At 38.4% G+C, this 23141-nt stretch carries 28 protein-coding genes; 27 read left to right on the top strand and 1 reads right to left on the bottom strand.

All coding sequences use genetic code 11. The annotated features are described in order from the left end of the window. The first annotated feature begins 196 nt into the window (after positions 1 to 196). From G587_RS21425 to G587_RS21410, 14 genes are all read left to right on the top strand, one after another. Positions 197 to 691, top strand: coding sequence for a cyclic nucleotide-binding domain-containing protein (locus G587_RS21425; RefSeq protein WP_196812511.1), 495 nt, complete (start codon positions 197 to 199; stop codon positions 689 to 691). 52 nt (positions 692 to 743) lie between these two features. After that, entirely contained in the window at positions 744 to 1913 is a 1170-nt protein-coding gene (locus G587_RS0104740) for a FecR family protein (protein ID WP_081679337.1), read from the top strand. A gap of 6 nt (positions 1914 to 1919) precedes the next feature. Continuing rightward, on the top strand, positions 1920 to 2753 hold the full coding sequence (locus G587_RS0104735) for an MBL fold metallo-hydrolase (RefSeq protein WP_081673449.1): 834 nt from the start codon (positions 1920 to 1922) through the stop codon (positions 2751 to 2753). A 5-nt stretch (positions 2754 to 2758) separates the two neighbouring features. Further along, entirely contained in the window at positions 2759 to 4576 is a 1818-nt protein-coding gene (locus tag G587_RS21420) for a CHASE2 domain-containing protein (RefSeq protein WP_051200735.1), read from the top strand. A gap of 100 nt (positions 4577 to 4676) precedes the next feature. After that, positions 4677 to 5402 carry a CpsB/CapC family capsule biosynthesis tyrosine phosphatase gene (locus tag G587_RS0104725; RefSeq protein WP_026491305.1) on the top strand — a complete coding sequence of 242 codons (726 nt, stop codon included), beginning with the start codon at positions 4677 to 4679 and terminating at the stop codon, positions 5400 to 5402. Positions 5403 to 5454: 52 nt separating this feature from the next. Beyond that, on the top strand, positions 5455 to 6186 hold the full coding sequence (locus tag G587_RS0104720) for a YveK family protein (protein ID WP_035785724.1): 732 nt from the start codon (positions 5455 to 5457) through the stop codon (positions 6184 to 6186). Positions 6187 to 6242: 56 nt separating this feature from the next. After that, positions 6243 to 7106 (top strand): polysaccharide biosynthesis tyrosine autokinase, encoded by an 864-nt coding sequence (locus tag G587_RS0104715; RefSeq protein WP_026491303.1) that lies wholly within the window; start codon positions 6243 to 6245, stop codon positions 7104 to 7106. 11 nt (positions 7107 to 7117) lie between these two features. After that, positions 7118 to 7660, top strand: a complete 543-nt coding sequence (locus G587_RS0104710; RefSeq protein WP_155829428.1) for a hypothetical protein — start codon at positions 7118 to 7120, stop codon at positions 7658 to 7660. 3 nt (positions 7661 to 7663) lie between these two features. Then, a complete protein-coding gene (locus G587_RS0104705) occupies positions 7664 to 8722 on the top strand; it encodes an LCP family protein (protein ID WP_026491301.1) in 1059 nt (352 codons plus the stop codon). Beyond that, positions 8697 to 9521, top strand: coding sequence for a class B sortase (locus G587_RS24160; protein WP_196808849.1), 825 nt, complete (start codon positions 8697 to 8699; stop codon positions 9519 to 9521). The genes G587_RS0104705 and G587_RS24160 overlap by 26 nt, the downstream gene beginning before the upstream one ends. A gap of 171 nt (positions 9522 to 9692) precedes the next feature. Next, entirely contained in the window at positions 9693 to 10445 is a 753-nt protein-coding gene (locus G587_RS0104695; protein WP_155829426.1) for a hypothetical protein, read from the top strand. 144 nt (positions 10446 to 10589) lie between these two features. Continuing rightward, positions 10590 to 11294, top strand: coding sequence for a sugar transferase (locus G587_RS0104690; protein WP_081673451.1), 705 nt, complete (start codon positions 10590 to 10592; stop codon positions 11292 to 11294). 94 nt (positions 11295 to 11388) lie between these two features. Further along, positions 11389 to 12426: an aldo/keto reductase gene (locus G587_RS0104685; protein ID WP_026491298.1), complete on the top strand. Its 1038-nt coding sequence runs from the start codon at positions 11389 to 11391 to the stop codon at positions 12424 to 12426. Positions 12427 to 12443: 17 nt separating this feature from the next. Further along, positions 12444 to 13097: a hypothetical protein gene (locus G587_RS21410; RefSeq protein ID WP_242830034.1), complete on the top strand. Its 654-nt coding sequence runs from the start codon at positions 12444 to 12446 to the stop codon at positions 13095 to 13097. Between the two features lie 48 nt (positions 13098 to 13145). Here G587_RS21410 and G587_RS0104675 read toward each other — a convergent pair whose 3' ends face one another. Further along, positions 13146 to 14030 (bottom strand): Rpn family recombination-promoting nuclease/putative transposase, encoded by an 885-nt coding sequence (locus G587_RS0104675; protein ID WP_026491297.1) that lies wholly within the window; start codon positions 14028 to 14030, stop codon positions 13146 to 13148. A 396-nt stretch (positions 14031 to 14426) separates the two neighbouring features. Between G587_RS0104675 and G587_RS0104670 the strand changes: the two genes are divergently transcribed. The 13 genes from G587_RS0104670 to G587_RS21405 all read left to right on the top strand — a co-directional run bounded on the left by G587_RS0104670 (position 14427) and on the right by G587_RS21405 (position 23131). Beyond that, a complete protein-coding gene (locus G587_RS0104670; protein ID WP_026491296.1) occupies positions 14427 to 15224 on the top strand; it encodes a hypothetical protein in 798 nt (265 codons plus the stop codon). Positions 15225 to 15376: 152 nt separating this feature from the next. Beyond that, positions 15377 to 15769 (top strand): helix-turn-helix domain-containing protein, encoded by a 393-nt coding sequence (locus tag G587_RS0104665; protein ID WP_242830033.1) that lies wholly within the window; start codon positions 15377 to 15379, stop codon positions 15767 to 15769. A 3-nt stretch (positions 15770 to 15772) separates the two neighbouring features. Beyond that, the gene (locus G587_RS0104660) at positions 15773 to 16966 is read left to right on the top strand and encodes a hypothetical protein (RefSeq protein WP_026491294.1); all 1194 of its coding nucleotides are present in this window, start codon (positions 15773 to 15775) and stop codon (positions 16964 to 16966) included. Between the two features lie 34 nt (positions 16967 to 17000). After that, a complete protein-coding gene (locus G587_RS0104655; protein WP_026491293.1) occupies positions 17001 to 17204 on the top strand; it encodes a hypothetical protein in 204 nt (67 codons plus the stop codon). Positions 17205 to 17207: 3 nt separating this feature from the next. Next, positions 17208 to 17651 (top strand): GNAT family N-acetyltransferase, encoded by a 444-nt coding sequence (locus tag G587_RS0104650; RefSeq protein WP_155829425.1) that lies wholly within the window; start codon positions 17208 to 17210, stop codon positions 17649 to 17651. A gap of 318 nt (positions 17652 to 17969) precedes the next feature. Next, positions 17970 to 18896, top strand: a complete 927-nt coding sequence (locus G587_RS0104645) for a hypothetical protein (RefSeq protein WP_026491291.1) — start codon at positions 17970 to 17972, stop codon at positions 18894 to 18896. Between the two features lie 181 nt (positions 18897 to 19077). Continuing rightward, a complete protein-coding gene (locus tag G587_RS0104640; RefSeq protein ID WP_026491290.1) occupies positions 19078 to 19380 on the top strand; it encodes a hypothetical protein in 303 nt (100 codons plus the stop codon). Positions 19381 to 19452: 72 nt separating this feature from the next. Continuing rightward, on the top strand, positions 19453 to 19965 hold the full coding sequence (locus G587_RS0104635; RefSeq protein ID WP_026491289.1) for a helix-turn-helix domain-containing protein: 513 nt from the start codon (positions 19453 to 19455) through the stop codon (positions 19963 to 19965). Further along, positions 19905 to 20594, top strand: coding sequence for an IS630 family transposase (locus G587_RS0104630; RefSeq protein WP_155829423.1), 690 nt, complete (start codon positions 19905 to 19907; stop codon positions 20592 to 20594). Before G587_RS0104635 ends, G587_RS0104630 begins: the two co-directional genes overlap by 61 nt. A 118-nt stretch (positions 20595 to 20712) precedes the next feature. After that, positions 20713 to 21030 (top strand): hypothetical protein, encoded by a 318-nt coding sequence (locus tag G587_RS0104625; protein WP_026491287.1) that lies wholly within the window; start codon positions 20713 to 20715, stop codon positions 21028 to 21030. Continuing rightward, on the top strand, positions 20997 to 21296 hold the full coding sequence (locus G587_RS0104620; RefSeq protein ID WP_026491286.1) for an FkbM family methyltransferase: 300 nt from the start codon (positions 20997 to 20999) through the stop codon (positions 21294 to 21296). Before G587_RS0104625 ends, G587_RS0104620 begins: the two co-directional genes overlap by 34 nt. Before the next feature lie 121 nt (positions 21297 to 21417). Continuing rightward, positions 21418 to 22320 (top strand): radical SAM protein, encoded by a 903-nt coding sequence (locus G587_RS0104615; protein ID WP_026491285.1) that lies wholly within the window; start codon positions 21418 to 21420, stop codon positions 22318 to 22320. Continuing rightward, a complete protein-coding gene (locus tag G587_RS21405) occupies positions 22310 to 23131 on the top strand; it encodes a glycosyltransferase family 2 protein (protein ID WP_051200730.1) in 822 nt (273 codons plus the stop codon). Before G587_RS0104615 ends, G587_RS21405 begins: the two co-directional genes overlap by 11 nt. Positions 23132 to 23141 lie beyond the last annotated feature (10 nt).

Genomic DNA, 23141 nt, shown 5'->3' with positions numbered 1-23141 from the left:
AAGGCATACAAATACAGAAACCTCAAATGGCTTAAAATAACCATTTGAGGTTTTTGTTTTATTTAATAAAGAGATAGGTCAACGATTTTATGTAAATTTAATAATCAATTATTCGCAATAGTTGTATCATTTATGTATAGAATTAAAAGAATTACAGTATTTTCTATTCAACTGAGATTGTGCGATGGGAGTACTTATGACTGATAAACATACCGTTATAACAAACCTTAAAGGATATGAAGATGGGCAGGTAGTTTTCAATGAAGGCGATGACAGCTGCTGTATGTATGATGTACAGAAGGGAAAGGTTGGTATTTTCCTGAACTACGGAACTGATAAGCAAAAGAAGATTGCAGAAATTGGCGCTGGCAGAGTATTTGGCGAAATGGGAATGGTTGAAGGCCTTCCCCGTTCGGCAACAGCAGTATCTTTATCTGAGTTTACAGTTCTTGCTGTGATAACATGGGAGACTCTCAGTCTTTATTTTAAAGCTAAACCTTCCAGAGTTGTCCAAATTATGCAACATACAAGCGATAGGTTGAGAGTGACAACAAAAGCCAATTCGGGGCTTAGAGCTTCAGTAGAACAGACTATTGAGAAAATTGAAAATGGTTGTTCAAGAGAAGATGCAAGTAAGTTTCTTAGGAAGGCTCTTGAGAATGTGGAGCAGGCTTTTGCTGAAAATAAGTAGATTCTAAATGAAGACTACAATATAAATAGATTTTTTTGAGAAAGGTATTGTTATGAGGGGAGAAAAATCATACCATGATATTTGTTTTATTAGCGCAGGCAGGCGATTCATTTTGATTGCCCTTGTGCTTTTTGTATTTATTTCGTATGCAAAAGTAGATGTTAACGCTGCTGAGGTGAAAACTGATGCTGCAAATATAATGAGGATGGAAAAATACGAGGGGACTGTTGGAGTATCGGACGATAAAGGAAAAGCAATCTCTGTAATGGAGAAAATGAGATTAAACGACGGAAACCAGATTATCACAAAGAAAAAGAGTTATGCATATATAAGTCTTGACGACACAAAGGCAGTTAAGCTTGATGCAGAAAGTTCATTGGAAGTACGAAAGACTGGGACAAAATACGAAGCTTTACTTGATTCCGGAAATTTGTTTTTTAATGTTTCAGAACCTTTGACTGACGATGAAGAATTTAATATAAAAACATCCTCCATGACAATGGGGATTAGAGGTACATGTGCCCAGATAGAAGATATTGATGCAGAGCATACGAAGGTATGCCTTTTGGAAGGAAGCCTTCAGTGTTCAATTAAAAACATAGCTACAGGTGAAGAGAAAACTGTAATGTTAATAGCAGGGCAGGCAGCAGACTTTTATTCATCGGGATTGAGGGTTGAAACAAGTGAAGTCAGCATAAGTGATCTAAAAGGCTTTGCACTACTTGAATTATATAATGATAAGGAGTTAACAGAAAAAATTTTTCAACAAAGCGGTCTTGATTTTAGAAAATTGTCTTATGAGACTGTAACCGCAAGGTTAAAAAAAGATCAAGGTAAAGCAGGAAGCAGGTTGGCAAAAACTAACGGTAAATCAAACAAAAAGCCTAACAGCAATCCTGGCAATAATTTAGATAATCGTATATATCAGCTTCCCATAGCATATGACCAGCCTAGTGAATCACCTTCAAATGGTAATGATCAGGAAAATAATAGTAATCCGGGTGATTCACAAACTAATGGGAATAATAATTCATCATCTGATTCTTCAAAGAAGTCAAAAAAGAAGAATAAGAAGAATAAGAAAAAGAAGGAAGATAATAAAAAGGACGAGGGAAATAAGGACGACGGAAATAAAGATGATGGCAATAAGGACGATGAAAAAAAAGATGACGACAAAAAGGATAAAATAGAAAGTCCGTCAGCATCCGCATATCAACATTAACGAATTATGAGGCTCAGTAATAAAATGATTAATGCGCAGTTTACGCTTACCATTCTTGGAGCACGTGGTTCAATTCCGGTAAGTGGTAGTGAATATAACGAATATGGTGGCGCTACGTCCTGCTATATGGTAGAAGCAGGAGATCAGGTAATATTTTTAGATGCTGGTACAGGCATAATCAATGCCCCTAATCTGGATGATAAGGAAAACATTTATGTTTTATTGTCGCATCCTCATCTTGATCATATTATTGGACTTCCCTTTTTCTCTGAACTATCAAAGAAGAATAGAACTATAACACTTTATGGAAAAAAGAAAAGGGGTAAATCAATTGATCTTCAGATAGAAAAGGCATACTCTCCGCCATATTGGCCATTGACTATAGCGGAATATCCTTCGGATTTTAAATATGTGGATTTGGAATTGCCATTGATAATAAAAGATCAGGGCGGTGATATTACTGTTGACGGAATAAAAGTCAGCCATCCGGGAGGTAATCTCGGTTTATCAATTTCATATAGGGAGAAAAAGCTTGTATACCTGACAGACTGTGAGCTGTCTGAGGAGCCTGACAATAAGATTGTAGAATTTGCAAAGGGAGCAGATTTGCTACTTTGTGATGCTCAGTATACCAGGGAAGAATATGACAAAAGAATAGGGTATGGACATTCTACGCCTGAAATGGCTTCGAAACTATCAGGTTTAGCAGGTGTAAAGCAGACACTTTTTATACATCATGATCCCTTTAGAGATGATAAGGCTATTCATAACCTTGAAAGGAAAACGCAGGATAAGAATATTAGATTTGCTAGGGCTGGTGAAAAAATCATATTGGGTTAATATATATGAAATGTTTAAAAAGCAAGAAAAAAATCATAATAAGTATAGCGGCAATGACTGTCGCTGTACTTTTTGTGTTTATGGCAAACTCCGGTTTACTGAACTATGCGGATGGAGTTGTGTCTGATGCAGTATATCAAAAGCAGAAGGCTACAGATGGAGAAATAGTTGTTGTTGGCATTGATCAGAAGGCTCTTCAAGAGATAGGACCTTTGCCTTGGTCAAGAGATATTATGGCAGATGTAATTTCCATTTTAAATAGTGGAGAGGAGAAACCGGCAGTTATAGCAGTAGATGTTCTTTATGTGGGCGAGAGTGCGAGTCCTGAAAATGATAGTTATCTTGCGAATGTTGCTGATTTTGGGGAGAATGTTGTTACAGCATCAGCGGCTACCTATGGCTCAGGAATTGTTGAAATTGGTGACAATTTTTATGTTGAAAAAAGAAAAGTACTGGCTTATGATGAACCATTTCCAGAGCTTGCTAAGGTTACCAATACTGGACATATAAATACAATGGCGGACTCGGATGGGATAATAAGGCATGCACTCCTAGCTATAGATGTACCTGGAAAAGGGACGGTAAAGTCTTTTTCGAGAACTATTTATGAGAAGTATTGTGAAGTAAAAGGTATTGCGGTAAATCCGGAACCACCGACAATAAAAGGTTTTTTTTATATACCGTTCACTGGAAAAGGTGGTGCTTACTATGATTTTATTTCAGCCTCGGATATCTATTATGGTGAAGTTGATCCGGACTTTTTTGCAGGAAAAATTGTGCTTATTGGACCATATGCAGCAGGGCTTCAGGATGAATACCGGACTTCGATTGACCATGCTGCTCCGACATATGGGATAGAGATTCATGCAAATCTGGTTGAAGCTTTTCGAAACGGTTTTTATCCGATAGAGGCATCGAAAGCCCTTCAACTGGTATTGTTATTTTTTATTACTTTCGTTATGTTTATTTTCTTCTATGATAGGAAAGTATTGCATTCTGTAGTCGGAGAAATAATCGTTTGTTTGGGGACTATCTTGTTAGCATACTTGCTGTACCATACAGGCGGTATAGTGCTTCATGTTCTTTGGATACCTCTTTTTGTAAGCATACTGTTTGTGGTATCCATTGCGATTAATTATATAAAGACAAGTAATGAGAAAAGAAAAGTTGCTGATACGTTCGGCCATTATGTGGATCCTGTGATAATGAAACAACTTTTGGAGCAAGGAACATCTGCTCTTGAACTCGGTGGGAAGATGCATGATATAGCTGTTCTTTTTGTGGATATCCGAGGTTTTACCACAATGAGTGAGAGCTTGGATCCTCCTACTGTTGTGGAGATAATAAATTCATATTTGACTCTGACTACAGAGTGTATTATGAAAAATCATGGTACACTGGATAAGTTTGTGGGAGATTGTACAATGGCATTTTGGAATGCGCCTCTTTCCCAAGAAGATCCAGTGTATCTTGCCTGCTGTGCGGCCATGGATATGGTAGAGGGCTCAAAGGCTCTTGGAGAGCAGCTTTTGGAAAAGTATGGAAGAACAGTTTCTTTTGGCATAGGAGTTAATTGGGGGCCTGCAGTTGTTGGTAATATTGGAGCGCCTCGAAGAATGGATTATACAGCCATTGGAGATACAGTAAATACTTCAGCAAGGCTTGAAGCAAATGCACCTGGTGGCAAAATTCTTATTTCAAGGGCGGTTGCGGATATTCTTGGTGATAGAGCAAAGGTGACTTCTCTTGGGAATTCTATAAAGCTCAAAGGGAAGGCCGATGGTTTTGAAATTTTAACATTAGATGAGCTTATAAGAAAATGAGTGTAATCATAAAAAACTCCTTTTGTGCACTATTGCTATAAAAATCAACATGTTGTAAAATATATTGTGTATAAGTACAAGTTGTAGTGGGGAGTTTTTCGTGGTTCCATCAATTGATATTCATTGCCATATATTGCCCGGCGTGGATGATGGCTCACCTGATATTGAGACCAGTCTGGCTATGCTAAAGACTGCGATTTCAGAGGGTACCAAGGGCATGATCCTGACGCCGCATCATAAGCCTATGCATCACAATGTACGTCCGGATCATCTGATCGAGTACACTGCGCAGCTTATGGACAGGGCACACGAAAAGGGCATCAATGTTCAGCTTTTCCCCGGAAATGAAATATACTACAGCGATTCTACTGTTAAAGAGCTTGAAAGCGGCAGAGCTTCTACTCTTGCAGGTTCGGAATACGTGCTTATAGAGTTCCATCCCACGGATATGTATAAGACCATACATAATGCGTTGTATGCGGTTCAGTCAGCGGGATACATGCCGATACTGGCTCATGTTGAGCGCTATGCGGATATGGCTAAGCATGTGAAGTATGTCGATGAGCTGCTTGATATGGGAATATACATCCAGGTGAATGCCAACAGCGTAATGGGGAAGTATGGACTTGGAATAAGGCATTTTACCAGAGAATTATTGAAGCGGGATATGGTACATTTTGTTGCTACGGATGCCCATGACAACGGATCCAGAGCGCCACATCTTCTTGATTGCAGGGATTATGTGGAAGGAAAATTCGGAGAGCAGTACGCACTGAAGATTTTCCATGACAATGCAATGAAGGTACTTAGGAACGAAGTAATATAGAACTTAATAGGGTTCAGACAGATTAACATTATTATATATTTATGAGGGTTGTATGGGAAAAGATGATGTTATTGAAATTAATCTGGGTGAGTTGTTTGCAGTTCTGATCGGACGTGCCTGGCTTATCTTAAGCGCAGGAGTGTTCTTTGCATTACTGTGTCTTTTTGTCAGTAAATTCGTATTGACTCCTTTATATTCCTCAACTACAAAGATTTATATATTGAACAAGGAAGAGGGTGCTACGGTAACCTATTCGGATGTGCAGATTTCCACGCAGCTGACGCAGGATTATGCACAGCTGATTAAGAGCAGATATGTGCTCGAGGAGGTTATCCAGACACTTCACCTTGACATGGAATACGATGAGTTCAACGACCATGTATCTATCAGCACTCCTGATGATACCCGTATCGTTGCCATAACAGTCAGGGATTCGGATCCCATGATGGCTATGAAGGAAGCTAACTGCGTGCGAGAGGTTGCATCAAAGCACATTCAGAATGTTATGGATATTGATGCTATCAATATAGCAGAGCTTGCTAACATGCCTACAGAAAAGTATAGTCCCAGTCCCAAGAGATGGACTATGATAGGCGGAATCGCAGCAGTTGTGATTGTTTCAGCGGTGATAATCCTTAACTATCTTATGGATGATACCATTAAGTCCAGTGATGATATCGAGGCTTATCTTGGTCTTAGTACGTTGGCAATGATACCTTCCATAACGGATGAGCAGACCAGTAAGAAAAAGCATAGTAAGTCAAAGAGCAGGAATACTGCATAAATGGCATTTTTCAAAAGGTTACGTTAGAAAGAAAAAATGCGACATGAGGGGAATATATGCAGCAGACTACATTACATTTTAGTGAATCCGAAAATAACTACCAGATAAAGGAAGCCTACAAGACGCTTCGAAGTAACGTCGAGTTCAGTGGACAAGACATGAGGGCAATCTCAATCACCAGTTGTACACCCGGTGAGGGTAAGTCCAGCGTGTCCATGGCACTTGCAAGAGCCTTTGCAGAGGCTGGAAAAAAGACAGTGCTTGTGGACGCTGACATGAGAAAGTCGGTCATGGTAGGACGATATAAGACAGGATCTGTAAGGCTTGGGCTTACACACTGTCTGGTTGGTCGTGAAAAATTGTCAAATGTAATTTGTGAGACTGATACTCCGAATCTTTATGTTATCTTTTCAGGACCTATTCCTCCAAACCCCAGTGAGCTTTTGGGTGGACAGATTTTCAGCAAGATCCTGGACAATATGAAAAATGTATTTGATTACATAATCATCGACACACCGCCCCTTGGAAGTGTTATCGATGCCGCTGTTATCGCAAAGCAGTGCGACGGAACAGTTATGGTTATAGAGGACAACGCCATAAGCTACCGTTTTGCACAGAGGGTAAAGAGCCAGCTTGATAAGGCGGGAGCCAAGGTTATAGGCGCCGTTTTAAATAAGGTGGATATGACAGGTGGTGTCTATGGACACTACGGAAAGTATTATGGCAGATACTACGGCAGGTATTACGGCAAGTACTACGGAAAGGATGATTCATCTGATAATGGAAGCATGACAGGTGGTAATCCCAAACGAGTTTTCCAACCACAGAAGGCTGCTGAGAGGCCGACTCCAAAGCCTGCATCAACAAAGGGTAATCTGGATGAGCTCGACTATATCGAGGGCGTTGTTAGAAAGGATTGAGTGAGCTTATAGTGAAAAGTAATATTCTGGCATTCTTTTTTACAATAGGTAGCATAGTGATGGCGGTTTTCATAGTCTGGTTTTATAACATGTCAGACAGGATTGAGCCCGAGATGAGATTCTCTGCGTATGATCTCACTTATAATGGGGAGACCAAGGAAGCGGATCTGTTAAACGGCGTAGTTGCCTATGATGCGGTGGATGGAGATATCACCGACCGTATAGTAGTTGAGAAGACTATTCTTAACGAAGAGCAGAGCGCTGCTGTGGTTTACTATGCTGTAAGCGATATGTCTGGTAATGTGACGAAGCAGTCCCGCGTTTTTAATGCGGATGTTGACAGTCTCAGAGGAACATACAATGAGTTTATGACAAATGCTCCGGATTACGAAGCTTTTGATGATGGTGAAGAGGGCTTTAATACTGAAGGCTTTAACACAGAGGGATTTACTCAGACCACTTTGTTTACGGAAGGTGAAAACACAGAAGGTGGTTCTAATTCTGAAGAAGGTAGTAGTGCGAACACTCAGGAGGGTGAATCGACAGGTAACTAATGTATGAGGAATCGTGTTAACAAAATCCTGCTTATATGGTGCATAGTGGTAACACTGATACTTGTCGGCCTTGGAGCTTTTGAAGTTACAAGGGTGGTTGGTAAGTCTGGCCTTTTTGCGAAAAATGCCAAGAGTGCGCCGGTTACCACAAGCACAGAAGTACTGACTCAGGCAGAGAATGCCATGCAGTGGCAGGATGACTGGATTAAGCATGATGGCGTTATATACGACTATAACGAGGACATCATGACGTTTCTGGTCATGGGAATTGATAAAACAGATGAAGAAGTGACTCCGGTGTATGGCGAGATCAATGGCGGACAGGCGGATGCACTTTTTTTGCTTGTGTTTAATCCACACAATGAAACCACAACGGTAATCGGAATTAACAGAAATACCATGACCGATGTGGAGATGTATGATGAGTATGGGAATTATGTGAATACCATCAAGGCGCAGATAGCAGTTCAACATGGCTTTGGGGATGGCGTTGAGGGATCATGTGATCTTGAGAAAAGAGCGGTTAGTAATCTTTTCTATCAGCTTCCAATCCATGGATACGCTGCAATAAATATGAGCGCAATACCAACAATAAATGATGAGGTGGGTGGTGTTGATGTGACACCGACCTTTGACTTTGCCAGTGGGGATTACGAGTTTAAGGCAGGAGAAACAGTTCATCTTGATGGTGATGCAGCTTTTGCGTTTTTGCAGAATAGAGATCTGGAACAAATCGGGTCTGCGGATAAAAGACTTGCCAGACAGAAAGTGTACCTTACAGCGTTTATCAGGCAGGTAATTGAAACCACAAAGAGTCAGCCTACACTTGCAGTAGATATCTATAAGGCAATCAGTAAGCAGATGGTAACAGATGTATCAGTTGACCAACTTTCATACATAGCGTCAACAGTTGCAGGATATGATTTTAATGAGGACAGCTTAAAGCTCCTTAAGGGGGAGACGAGACTTGGCGAAAAATTTGAGGAATTTTATCCAGACCAGAATGAACTATATGAATTGTTTCTTGATACTTTTTATGAAAAAGTTGATGTGCAGGGGTAAAGGAAACAGATATATGTGTCGATATAAAGAATGGACAGCGTATAAGATGCTGAAAGGCGGGGGAATATTTCTGATTGGTATGACCATGGCGGCAGTTCTTGCGTCATGTGGAAATCAGGCTAAGTCGTCTAATTCCGGAAGCAGTGGAACTTCGGATAAAGAAATTATGCAGAAAATAGAAAATGCGCATGATCTTGTTGAAAGTAATCCTGACATTTTTGGGTGGATTATTATACCTGATACTGGAATAGATTATCCTTTAGCACAGAACCTTGATGGTGATGATACTTATTATGAGACGCATGATATTACCGGAAAAAAGAAAAGCAAAAAAGGCGGGATATATATTAAGTCATTTAACATGAATGATATGTGTGATTTTAACACTGTTATTTACGGGGCTACAACAAAAGATGGCGATATGTTTTCTGAGCTATGGAATTTTGCAGATGAAAATTTCTTTAACAAACATGACACATTGCTGATTGCGATTGAGGATAATATTCTGACTTACGAAGTATGGACTGCATATGCAAGAGATAATACTGATGTTATGCAGCAATATGATTTTACTGAAAAGACAGAGTGCCAGCAGTATCTTTATGACATGAAAAAAGATTGGACTTCTGCAACTAACATTCGTAGTGGATGGGAAGATGGTGTTACACCGGATAATTTCTTAGTGAGCCTTGTTACTGTGGATTCTGAACATCCTGATAAGCAATGGGTTGTGGTGGGCTGTCTTGTTGAAGATCAGAATGGTACGATTAATCGGGAAACGCTACAGTTTGATGAATAAAGCCAGGAAAAATCTGCAATATAGGTATATTAATCGTTATTAAGTGAAAATAAACTCAGTATTCATGCAGATTTTATGATTTTTTAATAGTTTATAGTTCGAATTTTTGATAATATTAATTTAGACTTTCTTATGATATTTGCGTCGTAAGATGCAGAAAGGGGAATTGCTATGAAAAAGATAATGGCTTTATTGTTGGCGGGGGCATTGATGATTTCTACATTGAAAATTTCAGCAGTGGCTGCTGTGAGACCTCCAAGGCCAGATTATATTCCATCAGCCGAAGCAGCTTCTTATTATGCAGGATATTTTGAAGGTGAGGTTGATGCTAAGGATAAGCATATTGCTGATTTAAATAGGGATGTAACGGAGCTTTCCGGGATGGTTAGAGAACTATACAAAAAACTTGATGAGAAAACTAAAGTAGAAGTTACTGTTAAATATAAGAAAGGCTCAGACAGTAAACCAAAGGTTACGGTTAAAAGCGTTGGATCTTCATCAGGAGGGGGTGGCAATAATACACCGCAGCCAACTTATGTAAATACTGTACTAAATGCTCCAGGGTTGGATAAGGTTTGTCCTGTTGGACAAGGGGGGAAATTAATAATCAATGGAGTTAAGACCAGAGCAACCTTTGTAATGAGTGAAACAACAAGTGGAAAGGTTGCGTCAGCAAAGATTCTTGCTGCTGGTATCGGCGGTACTGTAAAAAATGTGGTCGAGACATATGCACCTGGTGTGCGTTTCAGCAAGGCACAGGTTAACTTCAATGTATATTGCGCAAAGAACGGAGATATATATAAGGTTTACCAAATGGGACCTAATGGTACTTGGCAGGAAGTTCAAGTGGATGAGGTTCGCGAGGGACACGTAATTTGTACAGTTTATAAAGCAGGAACATTTGCTTTTATAAAAATGAATTGATCTTCCAAGGATGATTAAGCAGAGTTATAGGATATAAGTTATAGCTCAAGGAAGGGCAAAAGCTCTGGATGTAAGTTTTGTTACATAAATCCTTTTTCGTAAAAGAGAAAGGCGCCAGCAGTATCGGCGTATGAGGGGAACAATATGAATGATAGCGCACTTATGAGGCAGGAGCAGGACATCTCTGTGGTGTCAGGCAGGAAGATTATTAGCTTAATTTATCAGGAGGTTTATGACCACAAAGCAAATATTTATAAGGGACTCAAGAGAGTCTTCGATGTGGTTGCAAGCAGTCTCGCCTTGATTGCGTTATCGCCCATTTTCCTGATTACAGCGATAGCAATTCTGTTAGAGGATGGTGGTCCGGTTTTCTTTACTCAGGAGAGGGCGGGAAAGGATTTAAAACCCTTTAAGATTTATAAGTTCCGCAGTATGTACAAAAATGCGGAGGCACAGTTTAAACGTATGCAGGCTCAAAATGAGCAGACAGGACATGCGTTCAAGATTAAGGATGATCCAAGAGTAACCCGTGTGGGTAAGTTTATCCGTAAGTACTCTATTGATGAGCTTCCGCAGCTTATAAATATCATCAAGGGTGATATGAGTATTGTGGGACCAAGACCGATTCTACTTAGCCAGATGGAAGAGTGTAATGCTTATGAAAAGCAGCGCCTCATAGTAAAGCCCGGTCTTACATGCTACTGGCAGGTAGGCGGACGCGCTAATATCAAGTGGGATGAGTGGGTTGAGCTTGATCTTAAGTACATTAAGGATATGAGCGTTACCACAGACATAAAACTTATTTTAAAAACTATTCCGGTTGTATTTGAATCGGAAGGCGCATATTGATAAAATAGTAATAGGCAGACTCCTCCGCAGTTCTTGCGGGGGAGTTTTTTAATATGGAAATTGAGATATGCTAAGTTCTCATTGGGAGGTTTCTATGAAAAATATTACATTGGGAAGTACAGGAATAACTGTTCCACAGAATGGGTTTGGTGCGCTTCCTGTTCAGCGAGTTACACAGGAAGAAGCTGTTAAATTGCTTCGCAAAGCTTATGATGGTGGCATGCGATTTTTTGATACAGCGAGAGCATATAGTGACAGCGAGGAGAAAGTTGGAGCAGCCTTTGGAGATGGCTATGTAAAACGAGAAGATATCGTCATCGCTACCAAGACAGGAGCAAAGACACCGGAGGAGTTCTGGCAGCATCTAGAGACATCGCTGAAGAACCTGAGAACAGACTATATCGACATTTATCAGTTCCATCTTATGGGACAGTGCTGGAAGCCCGGAGACGGAACCGGTATGTATGAGTGCATGCTTGAAGCAAAGAAGCAGGGCAAGATAAAGCATATCGGAGGAACCGCTCACAAGATTGGAGTTGCAAAGGAACTGGCTGAATCTGGATTGTATGAGACTGTTCAGTATCCTATAAGTTACCTTGCTACTGATCAGGAGATAGAGCTGATTCATATATGTAACAAAAATAATGTGGGTGTTATCTGCATGAAGGGCCTGGCAGGTGGCCTTATAACCAACTCAAAGGCTGCTATGGCATTCGTTAACCAGTTTGAGGGAGCGGTGCCGATTTGGGGAATCCAGAGAGAGTCAGAGCTTGATGAATGGCTTTCATATATTGATAGCACACCTCAGATGGATGATGAGATAAAGGCGTTTATTGACGCTGAGAGAAAAGAGCTCATGGGTGATTTCTGCAGAGGCTGTGGATATTGCATGCCTTGCACAGTTGGTATTCAGATAAATCAGTGTAATCGTATGTCACTGATGCTTCGCCGCGCTCCAAGTGATGCATGGCTCTCCGAGTACTGGCAGGGTGAGATGAATAAGATTGAAGAATGTGTAAGATGCGGTGCCTGCCTTAGTAAGTGCCCGTATGAGCTTCAGATTCCGGATCTCCTCAGAAAGAACCTTGAGGATTACAGAGAGGTTCTGGCTGGAAACAGAAAAGTAAAATAAGTAATAAGAGGTGTAAATTGGGAAGTAGTTCACTGGATTTTCTTAACATGATAAAGAACACTAAGGAGGTTGTTAGCGCAGTACCTGATAGTAGAGAAGAGATAGTAGCTGATAGCAGGCTTTTTGCTGTGATAGATACTGAGACCAACTGGAATAACGAAGTAATGTCGCTTGGCGTTGCTATAGCAGATGAGGATAGTCATCAATGTGTAGCTAAGAAATATTACATATTTGAACCGGAGTGCCTGATTGGCGGAATGTTCTCAAATGTGCTCTATAAAGGGAATATTAAAGCTGTAAAATGCAGAAGAGATGATGCATTAGCTGACCTTAGCAGATATCTGGAAAATATGGGCGTAAGTAAAATCTTCGCATATAATGCAAGGTTTGATCACGGATTATTACCGGAGCTGGATGACTTTGAATGGTTCGATATCATGAGAATCGCAGCTTATAAACAGTATAATCACGCAATCCCGGAAGGTGCTCTGTGCTGTAAAACCGGAAGATTAAAAAGCAATTATGGAGTAGAACCTATACTCAGGATGCTTAGCGGAGATACGAGATATTGCGAAACGCACAATGCAGTTAACGATGCTGTTGATGAACTCAGGATCGTAGAACTGCTGGGGCATGAGCTCTCAGTCTATGAATGTGGCAGGATTAATTGATGAAAAGCGGCTAATTCAAGAGTTAGCCGCTTTTACTATATATGGACGTTAATGTTTGATTCCGTTATCTTCCAAGAGCTTTGTAAGACGCGATATCTCTGCAGAAAGAGAAATTGTTTCTGTAGTTAAAGCCTTGTTTTGAGCGGAAAGATTTTCTATTTGTCTTTCCTTTTCTTCTAGTTGTTCTTTTTGGTATTTTTCATGTGCAATAGCATCTTCTCTGGCGCGACATTGCTCCTGAATAGCAAAATCGGAATTAGAAAGATATATAGACTCAGCCGTGGAGTCCATTGAAGGATTATCCTGTGTGATCATCTTGATTTCCTCCCAGGTTCTGGCCTTGCAAAGCTTAGCCCAGTTGTCTATACCAAGGCGCTTATCGTTGTCAGTTGCTATGTTTGTATGATTTAATTCTATCACGTACAGATTGAAATTGTTAGTGTACAGATAGTTGTCTATTGCGTTTCTAACTTGGTATTTTGCAAAGAATTCAGGATGATCTTCAAATAAAGTAAAGTCAAGAAAACTTACGTGATAGACAGGTTTTATTGTATTGTAATCCTTTCCACGGGCAGCATTGTCAAAACGTCTGCAAAGATAGGCAAGAGAGCGATTGGTCCAGTTATCGTAATTGACAACCTGCATCTCAAGATTGATATAAGTGTTACCGTTTAGTAGTACAAGGATATCAAGCTGATACTCTTTATCGCTTATAGCTTTTCCGGGTTCAACGGAGTTCTCTATTTTTACATCTTCAATTACTGATAGTGGAAGGTCAAGCACAGAGCTAATAAGATTAATCAAAGTATTTTTATCTCTCTGTAAAACCATTCGAAACATATAGTCGTTGGTCATATTGTATTTTAGCTCTCCGGTAGCATTCATATATTGGTAATGCATATCGGAGGAGCTTTTTATATTACTAATTGGCATAAAATCTCCTTGTTAAAAACTTTTTCCTCATTATTGCGCGCAAAATAATAACATTGGAAAATACGAATGATTGAAAACCATTTCGGTGCATCAGGAATGATGCCAGAATAAAATAACACAACTGAAATAATAATGCAAGCGCTTGGATACAAAATAATATCGATGTATGATAGTGGGCACTGTTACAGATATTTACTGACTTTTTGGGTGCATAGATACCTGATTTAGGTTCTTAAGATTTTCTTAAGGCACTTGCTTTCTATTTTGAAAAGTGATAATTTCGTTATCACGTCATTTCTTGACGTGGCTGCTGTTAGACAAACGGCAGATAATATCCCGGATATTTTTTATTTGTTACGTAACTGAAAAAGAAAAAACAGGAGGATAATTTTGTAAATGAATATTAAAGCAGTCAGAAGGCTAAAAAGAATGGCTGTAGCTATAGCTGTATCGGGGGCAGCTTTTCTGTGGACACCAACACCGGCTGGCACTGTGCATGCAGAAAATTGTACACATGAAAACTATGAATGGGTCACATTGGTTAAGCCGACATGCAGCAAAATGGGCAAAGACGTCAGAGTATGTCAGGATTGCGAAGAGATTCTGGAAACAGAATATATTGAAAAGAAAGAGCATAAGGGAAAGTGGGAACGAACAAAAGAGCCCACATGTGCTTCTGTAGGCATTAAGTCTTATATATGCAAGAACTGTAACGCAGTGATTGAAACAGAAGTAATACCGACAAAGAATCATAAGTTTGTGAGGATTGATACCATAGGTGCAACCTGCAAGGCTCCGAAGGTTATCAAAAAAGAATGTAGTACGTGCGGTCTTAAGACTACTGAGCAATCAGGCAATAAGCTAGATCACAAATATGGAAACTGGTCCATTAAGTCGATTAAAGTAAAAGGCAAAAATGTAAAGGTTACGCAGATTCGTACATGTTCGAGATGCAATGAAAGCAGCCAGTTAGTAACAGGCACATCTGCTGCATTATCAGGAAAACATGGGAGAAACAATTATTTCTATAAGCTTACTAAGAGAAGTGGAAGGATTACAGTGCTTTGCGCGCAGTGCCACCAATCTGTTACAGGGAAAATATCAGGTGGAGTAATTAAGTTTACAAGACCCAAAAGAGATAATTCAAAACATACGGCAAAGGCTTGGAAATCATTGAATAAAATGCATAAGTAAATAGTATAAGCCTGGGGTGATTTACTTGACTATAGTATCCAAATAGGATACTATATTAGTATAGATAACCATATTGGATAGTAAACAGAATTGGGTATCCGAATAGGATACACCAATTCATTTGAAAGGAAGACGCATATATGGCTATAACTATGAAAGAATTAAGAGAAAACACAGGGCTGACACAAAAAGCATTTGCCAAGATGTATGGAATACCTGTAAGTACATTGAGAAAGTGGGAGCAGGGAGAATCCAGACCTGCTCCATATATTATGAGTATGTTATCAATGCTTCTGCCAACTCCTGAAAACTATTCGGAAATCATCCAGGCTCAAAATGGAGACAGATATTACTATAATAAGAGTTCTAATAGCATTACAGATTCTCTTGGTAACACGATACGAATCAAGACGTCTCTTGAAGGCGTTAAGCGGGAGAACCTTCCATTATATGTTAAGGATATGTTTGATTCTTATTATGATATACGCGAGAAATTTGAGAAAGACTGCGAATATGACAAGAATGAAGATATAATATGGAGTTAAAACGTGAGAAAAATTGGTACTGAATATTATCTTATGCATAAAGATATACCGGTTTGCCTGATGGAAATATCTGAGGATGGTAGACTTGGAAACTACAAAAAGAATGAAGCTCAAATTGACCATTTTCCTTTAGGCGGCAGAATGAATGACATTAGATTTCATGAATGGTGGAAAGACCGTGCAATCCCCAAGACCAGGAATGGTGCTAAGTCTGCCCTCCAAAAACTCGGATATGAATCTACTAATAGCGCACTAGTCGATAATCTCGCACTTAGCCTGTCAGATTGTTATTGGATAAAACCTCGCGGAGAGGATCTGTCATGGGAAGATGTAAATCTGTTTGCAAATGATTTTGTAGATACCTTTGGTGAACTAACGATAAATAAGGATCATATTATAGATTTGCGCAATAAAACACGATTTAAATGTGCGGCTTCCCAGGGAGAACTACAGAAAAAATGGTGCATAGATGAAAACGGAAAAAGATACATGGTCAAAGGGAACTATGGAAGTTCTTATCAACAGAGCTTAAATGAAATTTTTGCCACAAATCTTCACCAAAAGCAAGGATTCACAAATCATACAGAATACAAGCTTACCACAGTTGATGTGGAGGGCGGAATAGAAGGCATCGGTTGCATGTCTTATGATTTTTGCAGTGAGAATCTGGAGTGTATAAGTGCGTGGGAGCTACTTCAAACAATAAAAATCAAACAAAATGAATCTTTATATTATCCGCTCAAAAAGGTATGCGTCAGTATTGGAATAAGTGATGATGATTTCACAAGGTTCATGGATTACGAGATAATGACAGATTATCTTATATCTAATACGGACAGGCATATGAATAATATAGCTGTTGTTCGTAATCCTGATACTCTTGAAATAAAAGGATTTGCCCCTATATACGATTCCGGAAACTCTATGTTTTATAACATTCCTTATACAGAGCTTGAGCATGTAAAGTTGTCATCAATTAAAACACATTCTTTTATAGCCAGGGAAAGCAAACTACTGTCATATGTCCAGGACAGAAATGCTGTTGACTTGGAGAAAGCTTGCATGAGATTTGACGTATATGAAAAAGATTTATATGAACGGCAAATAAGAATTCCACGACTAAAAAAGCTCTATGAGCAGAAACTTATGAAGCTGGAAGCTTTTCAAAAAGGCAAGAATATATGGAAAGAGGCTTGATAAAATCGTGGCTTGGGGAAGGAGTGTGGATTATATGATAATTCCAATCGGAACAAAAGAGAGGGAGTTGATTGAGACATTTAATGATATGGAATGGATTGATAGGGAACATCTGCTTGAGCATGCCAAAAATATGCTTGTAAGGAGCACTGAAAATGGGAAGCGTATGAAAGTGTTCTACATCTACAGTACTGTGATAAGATTATCCTTGTTGATTAAAAATATATCAGGCAGGTAAATCATGAATTACAGACTAATGACAGAACAAGATTTGGCCTATGCAGTAGAAAAGAACATTGAATACTATAACACTGTGGAAGATTGCTGTTGGATATATGAAAAGGCATACAAAAGAATCCACCAGGTACTTACTATGGAAGACTCTATGTGTATGGTTCAGCTTGATGATAATAACAGCATAACCGGATATTTAATGGGTTACTTCAAGGAATTCGACGATATAAGAGGCTACTTCCTTGATGAGATTGTTATATTTAAGGGCTTTCAAGGAAAAGGTTATGGTACTGACTTTATAAAGATACTGGAACAAGAAGTTAGTAAGAATGACGCTTCTATCATAGAACTAAACAGTGTGAACGATGAGATGCACAAACATTTCTATTCAAAGCTATCCTATTATGAAACCAAAAATTTCGTAATGATGGGAAAATTTTTGGAATCCTAATAAATATAGAACTGCCCACGGATTAAACTGATCCGTGGGCGTTATATGAAAGTGATGGATGTTAACTGCCAAAAAACGATGGAAATAAACTGCCAAAATTTGATGGTTTCTACTTGCCGTTTAGACATGACAGCACTTCCTGTTTAACAGTGTGAAAACAAGATATATTTATATGCAAATATGCGAGATTGCAGTAAATATTACTATATAATGGTACCACAAAAATTCAGATTTACAAAACATAAGTTCGATGATATATTTAAAAAGTTGTTGCAGATAAAAATAATTGATATGATAATCTAAGTAGAAGGACAACAGATGGAAACAAATTTAGCACAATCACTTGAAATCACTAGAGATAGAGCCAAATATGATGACAGCGTTAAGGAATTGTTGGCAGATAAGCAAATTTTGGCACGCATTTTGAAATATACTCTTGATGAGTTCAAGAGTGAAAGTATTGATGATATCATAAATAATATTGATGAACCTGAAATATCTAAAATCCGAATTGAGCCAGGGCATACAAATACGACGGACAGAATCAGGAAACAGTCAGAAGAAGATAACGTTCCAGGAGAGGGAAAAATATTTTTTGATATTCGTTTTTCTGCATATGCTGGGGAAGAACAGATTAAAGTGCTGATAAATATTGAGGCACAAAAAAGCTCAGATAAAAATAAACTCCATTATCATCTTGATAACAGAATACTGTATTATCTTGGACGTATGATATCATCTCAAAAAGAGGTTGAGTTTGCAAAGTCTGATTATGATAATCTTAAAGCTGTTAGAAGTATATGGATTTGCATGGATGCCAATGATGATGAAGATTCTATAAATAGAATCCAATTTGTTCAGGATACGATATATGGAAAAGACATGAGCCTTGATAATATCGATAAAGTTCAGGGCGTTATTATAAGACTTAGAAGGAATGAAGATCTTTCTGCTTCCAAGAATGAGCTGATTGCAATGCTTGAAGAATTGCTTAGAAAAGAAAAGCTTGAAGACAAAAAGAAAAAGCTTGCAGGAAAATATGGTCTTAAGATGAATGAAGATACAGAGAGGAGGCTTAACACCATGTGTAATATAAGTGAACTTGTATTAGAAGAAGGGTTACAGCAAGGTACTATAAAAACTCTGATTGATTTAGTTAAGGATGACCTCCTTGACATCGAAATTGCCGCTGAAAGAGCAAATCTAACTGTTGAGGAATTTAAAGTACTCATGGAAAAGAAATGAGCCTGGGTTCCAGGTTATATAATGGCTTGTTTTCAATGACAAATGCCTATTTTTGGCGTATAATATCCCTATAGAGTTACATGCTCTATGGGGATTTTCTTATGGGTTAGATTTAATGAAAAAAGTTATAATCTGGGGCATATTATATTCTGATTAATTAACGGCAGCGCGCCTGGATTGAATGGGCGTGGCTGCCGTTTTTAATGATGATGGGAGAGCTATGTCGGCTAGAGAGGCTATCTACTATGGATATCATATGATGCAGAAAAGCGAGGGTATGCTGGGGATAATAGCATGGCTTCAACAGCATTATGTTACGGTGGTAATCGGTGATGTTATAAATTATCCTAGAACAGTGAAAAGTAGAAAGAATCCCGAAAAATATCTTAAGAAGAGTAGGGACTATTTTGAACATAATAAAGATAGAGTGGAAAAAATAAAAGAATGGCTTGCGGATGATCAATCTAGTGTCTTGTCTAATTGACATTTAATTAAATTAAGGCTATTAATTGCTGGGCTTTTCCATTATAATTAAAAGAAAACGGCGAGGTTACTTATGGCAGGAAAACCCAACAAAAATGCAATTTACTTAACTGATGAGGAGTACAATACACTTTCTTCACTTTCAAAAAAGAAATCAAGTTGTAAGACACTTAAATGCAGGTGTCATGTACTCATGGATCTTGATAATAACCACGGCAAACGTCTTACCTACAGCCAAAGTGCAAGAGCAAATGGTGTTTGTCCTGCAACAGTTTCTAACATAACAAAGCTTTATAGAGATGGTGGTATTGATGCCGTAATAGCTTTAAAACGTAATGTTAATTCTGACAACGCACGTCGCAAAATGGATGGACGTGCCGAAGCACGCATCATTGAAATTGCTTGCAGCCCAGCTCCGGAAGGTCATTCAAGATGGACTCTTCGAATGCTTGAAGATGAATGCAAAATTGTCCTTGAAGAACCTGTGAGCAAAGAAACCATACGTACCACTCTAAAAAAAACGAACTGCAACCTCACCGGAACAGATACTGGTGTATCCCCAAAAAGGAGGACCCAGAATTCATAGCTTGCATGGAGGACGTTCTCGATGTATATGAACGCCCTTATAATCCAAAAGAACCAGTCGTTTGTATGGATGAAAAGCCATTACAGTTACTCGGAGAAGTGCGTGAGCCTCTTCCTATGAAGCCTGGCAAAACAGCAATAATTGATTCCGAGTACATAAGAAATGGTACTTGCAGCATCTTTGCATTTATTGAACCACTTGCTGGAAAACATCATGTCAGTGTCAGAGAGCATCGTACTGCTACTGACTGGGCAGAAGAAATCAAATATCTCTGCGATGTGATGTACCCGGATGCTGACAAAATCATTCTCGTTATGGACAATCTTAATACACATAAGGTTGCATCGTTATACAAAAAGTATCGTCCAGAAGAAGCATTCCGTCTAAAGAAACGGCTTGAAATCCATTACACTCCAAAGCACGGAAGCTGGCTGGACATTGCTGAGATTGAATTAAATGTAATGACAAAACAATGCCTATCAAGGAGAATTGAAAGCATTGACAAACTTAAGTCTGAACTCTCTGCATGGGAGTCAGAACGTAACGCAAAGCAGGCAAAGGTTAAGTGGCAATTCACTAATGATAAAGCAAGGATAAAGCTGCTTTCCTTATACCCCAAGCTTGAGTAGATCTCAGGCTTGGAGATTAAATTAATTCTGAACTTGCCACGACACTAGGTTAGCATATGATGCAGCTATCAAATACCGAACTGAAAGAAGACGTATAAGAAGTAATGAGTGGTCACTAATGGATCAGTATTTTGTGGATGGAATAATTAGCCTGAAGGACGGTGAAGTGTTTATAGATGGTGGCGCGTACAATGGCGATACCATTGATAAACTAAATAAGTGTTGTAATAAGAAAAAAGCAAAAAAGACAATTAAAAAAGTAATAGCATTTGAACCTGGAGACTTGAATGAAAGACTACTTAGGAAGAGATATGGTAATGACGAACGTGTAAAGATTCTCAAAGCTGGCTTGGGTAAAAAAGCGGAAAAGGTTATTTTAAATCCACAGGCAGTTCTTCACATGTGGTATATGAAGGGCAAGATAATATTTCAATAAAAATTTGTTCAATCGATGATACTCCTGAATGTGAAGGTGCTTCGTTTATAAAAATGGATATTGAAGGTGCGGAATGGGATGCTTTGCATGGCGCAGAGAAAACAATATGCAGAAATAAGCCAAAGTTAGCACTTTGTATATATCATAGTGATGAGGATATGATTCGAATTGCGGAGTATATTCATGAGCTTGTACCAGAGTATAGGTTGTATGTAAGACATCATACTAGAAGAAATCATGAGACTGTGTTGTATGCAGTAATATGAATGAACGGATATGCATGGAATTATATTAAAAATATGAGAGTGATTTCAAAAGAAGATACAATTGGATAGGATAACAAAACAGTATATCAGTTGTTTTTTGATGATGATAATGGATTGACATATGAAGGAACGATTACTAGAAGCAATATTTTTTTTCGCTGAAAAAGGCAAGCATATTGGGGTTAAAAGAGAAATACTGAGAGCAAGACTTTTTCCTTTTTATAGGTTTGTTTGTAGGGTTTTATATAGGGGTGGGAATTATTTGTATTTATATCATGTTGAACTTCCGGTTACCCAAAGGTGTAATTTGAGGTGCAAGAACTGTGTATTTATGATGCCGTATTTTGAAAAACCAAGAGATTTTCAAACGGAAGACTTATTAAAGTATGAGAAGAAACTATTTGATACAATCGATGCTATTCAGATATTTAGAATTCTTGGAGGAGAACCTTTTCTGTATAAAAATTTAAAGCCAATTATTATTGAAGCATTAAACAGCGACAAGGTAAAGACGGTGGAAATTGTGACAAATGGTACCATATTGCCATCCGAGGATTTATTAAAAACTTTGAAAAACCCAAAACTGAAGATACAAATTAGTGATTATGGAAAGTTGTCACGCAAACGAGATGAGATAAAAACATTATGTGACGATAATGGAATAAATTGTGTAATTCGTGGTTCAGATGAGAAAAATTGGTTTGATCCAGGTGATTTACATTTTAGAGGGCGAAATAAAAAGGAATTAAAAAGACAATTCGCAAATTGTGGAGAGATATGTAGAAATTTGCATGATGGACGTTTATATTTTTGTCCGAGAGCTGCATTTGGAACAAAACTTGGAATTCCTGATTTGGAAAGTGAATATGTTGATTTCGCTAGTGATAAAAGTAGAGAGCAATTAAGAAAAGAAATATATGAGCTTAACCAAAAAAGATATCTTTTGGCATGCAATTATTGTAATGAAGGTACAGATGATTATGTACCTATTCCTGTAGCGGAGCAATTAACGGATGAAAAATGATTATCAAGAAGCAACTTTAGTATCTGTAGTAATGGCATCGTTTAATGAGCCTTCGAATATAATAGGAGAGGCTATAGATAGTATTCTTGCTCAGACCTATGGAAACTTTGAATTACTAATAATAGATGATAGTACTAATGAAGAAACGATTCATAAATTGAATTCATATAATGATCCACGTATTAGGCTAGTTAGACAAGGACATCATGCGTACCTTCCAGAAAAGCTTAATGTCGGTTTAAAAATGGCTAGGGGCAAATATATTGCGAGGATGGATGCAGATGATATAGCTTTGAAAGAAAGATTTGAGAAACAAGTGGACTTTCTGGAAAAACATAGCAATATATACGTCATTGGTGGGCAAGTTAATCTGATGGATGAATCTGGATATGTCTTTTCTGAAAAAAAATATCCATTGAAGGGATTGAAACTATATATGCATTCGACATATAAAAGTCCTTTTAATCATCCCAGTACAATGTTTAGAAAAGAGCTTATAGATAGTGGCTTTCTTTATAATGAGTCATTGACTAAAACATCTGAAGATATTGACCTTTGGCTAAGAATAATACATGAAGGTTATGGAATAGCTAATCTGCCAATAAAGGTAACTAATTATAGAGTGAGAGAAAAAATGGCTCAGTGGAGAAGTTCCAAAAAAGAAATAGAATATATGGCTTATGTAAGGAAAAAGACATTTTCGATAAAATGTCCAATACATTCTCTATTATCTTTTGTGGCAGGGAGAGTTTTTTTGCTGATTCCGCAAAAGGCGGTTACAAAAATGTATATACAAATGTATAAAAAATAGAAGAGAAAGA

The organism is Butyrivibrio sp. XPD2002, assembly GCF_000423945.1.
In the GTDB taxonomy this organism is placed as follows: Bacteria; Bacillota; Clostridia; order Lachnospirales; family Lachnospiraceae; genus Butyrivibrio.
This window is presented reverse-complemented; position numbering and strand designations above follow the sequence as displayed.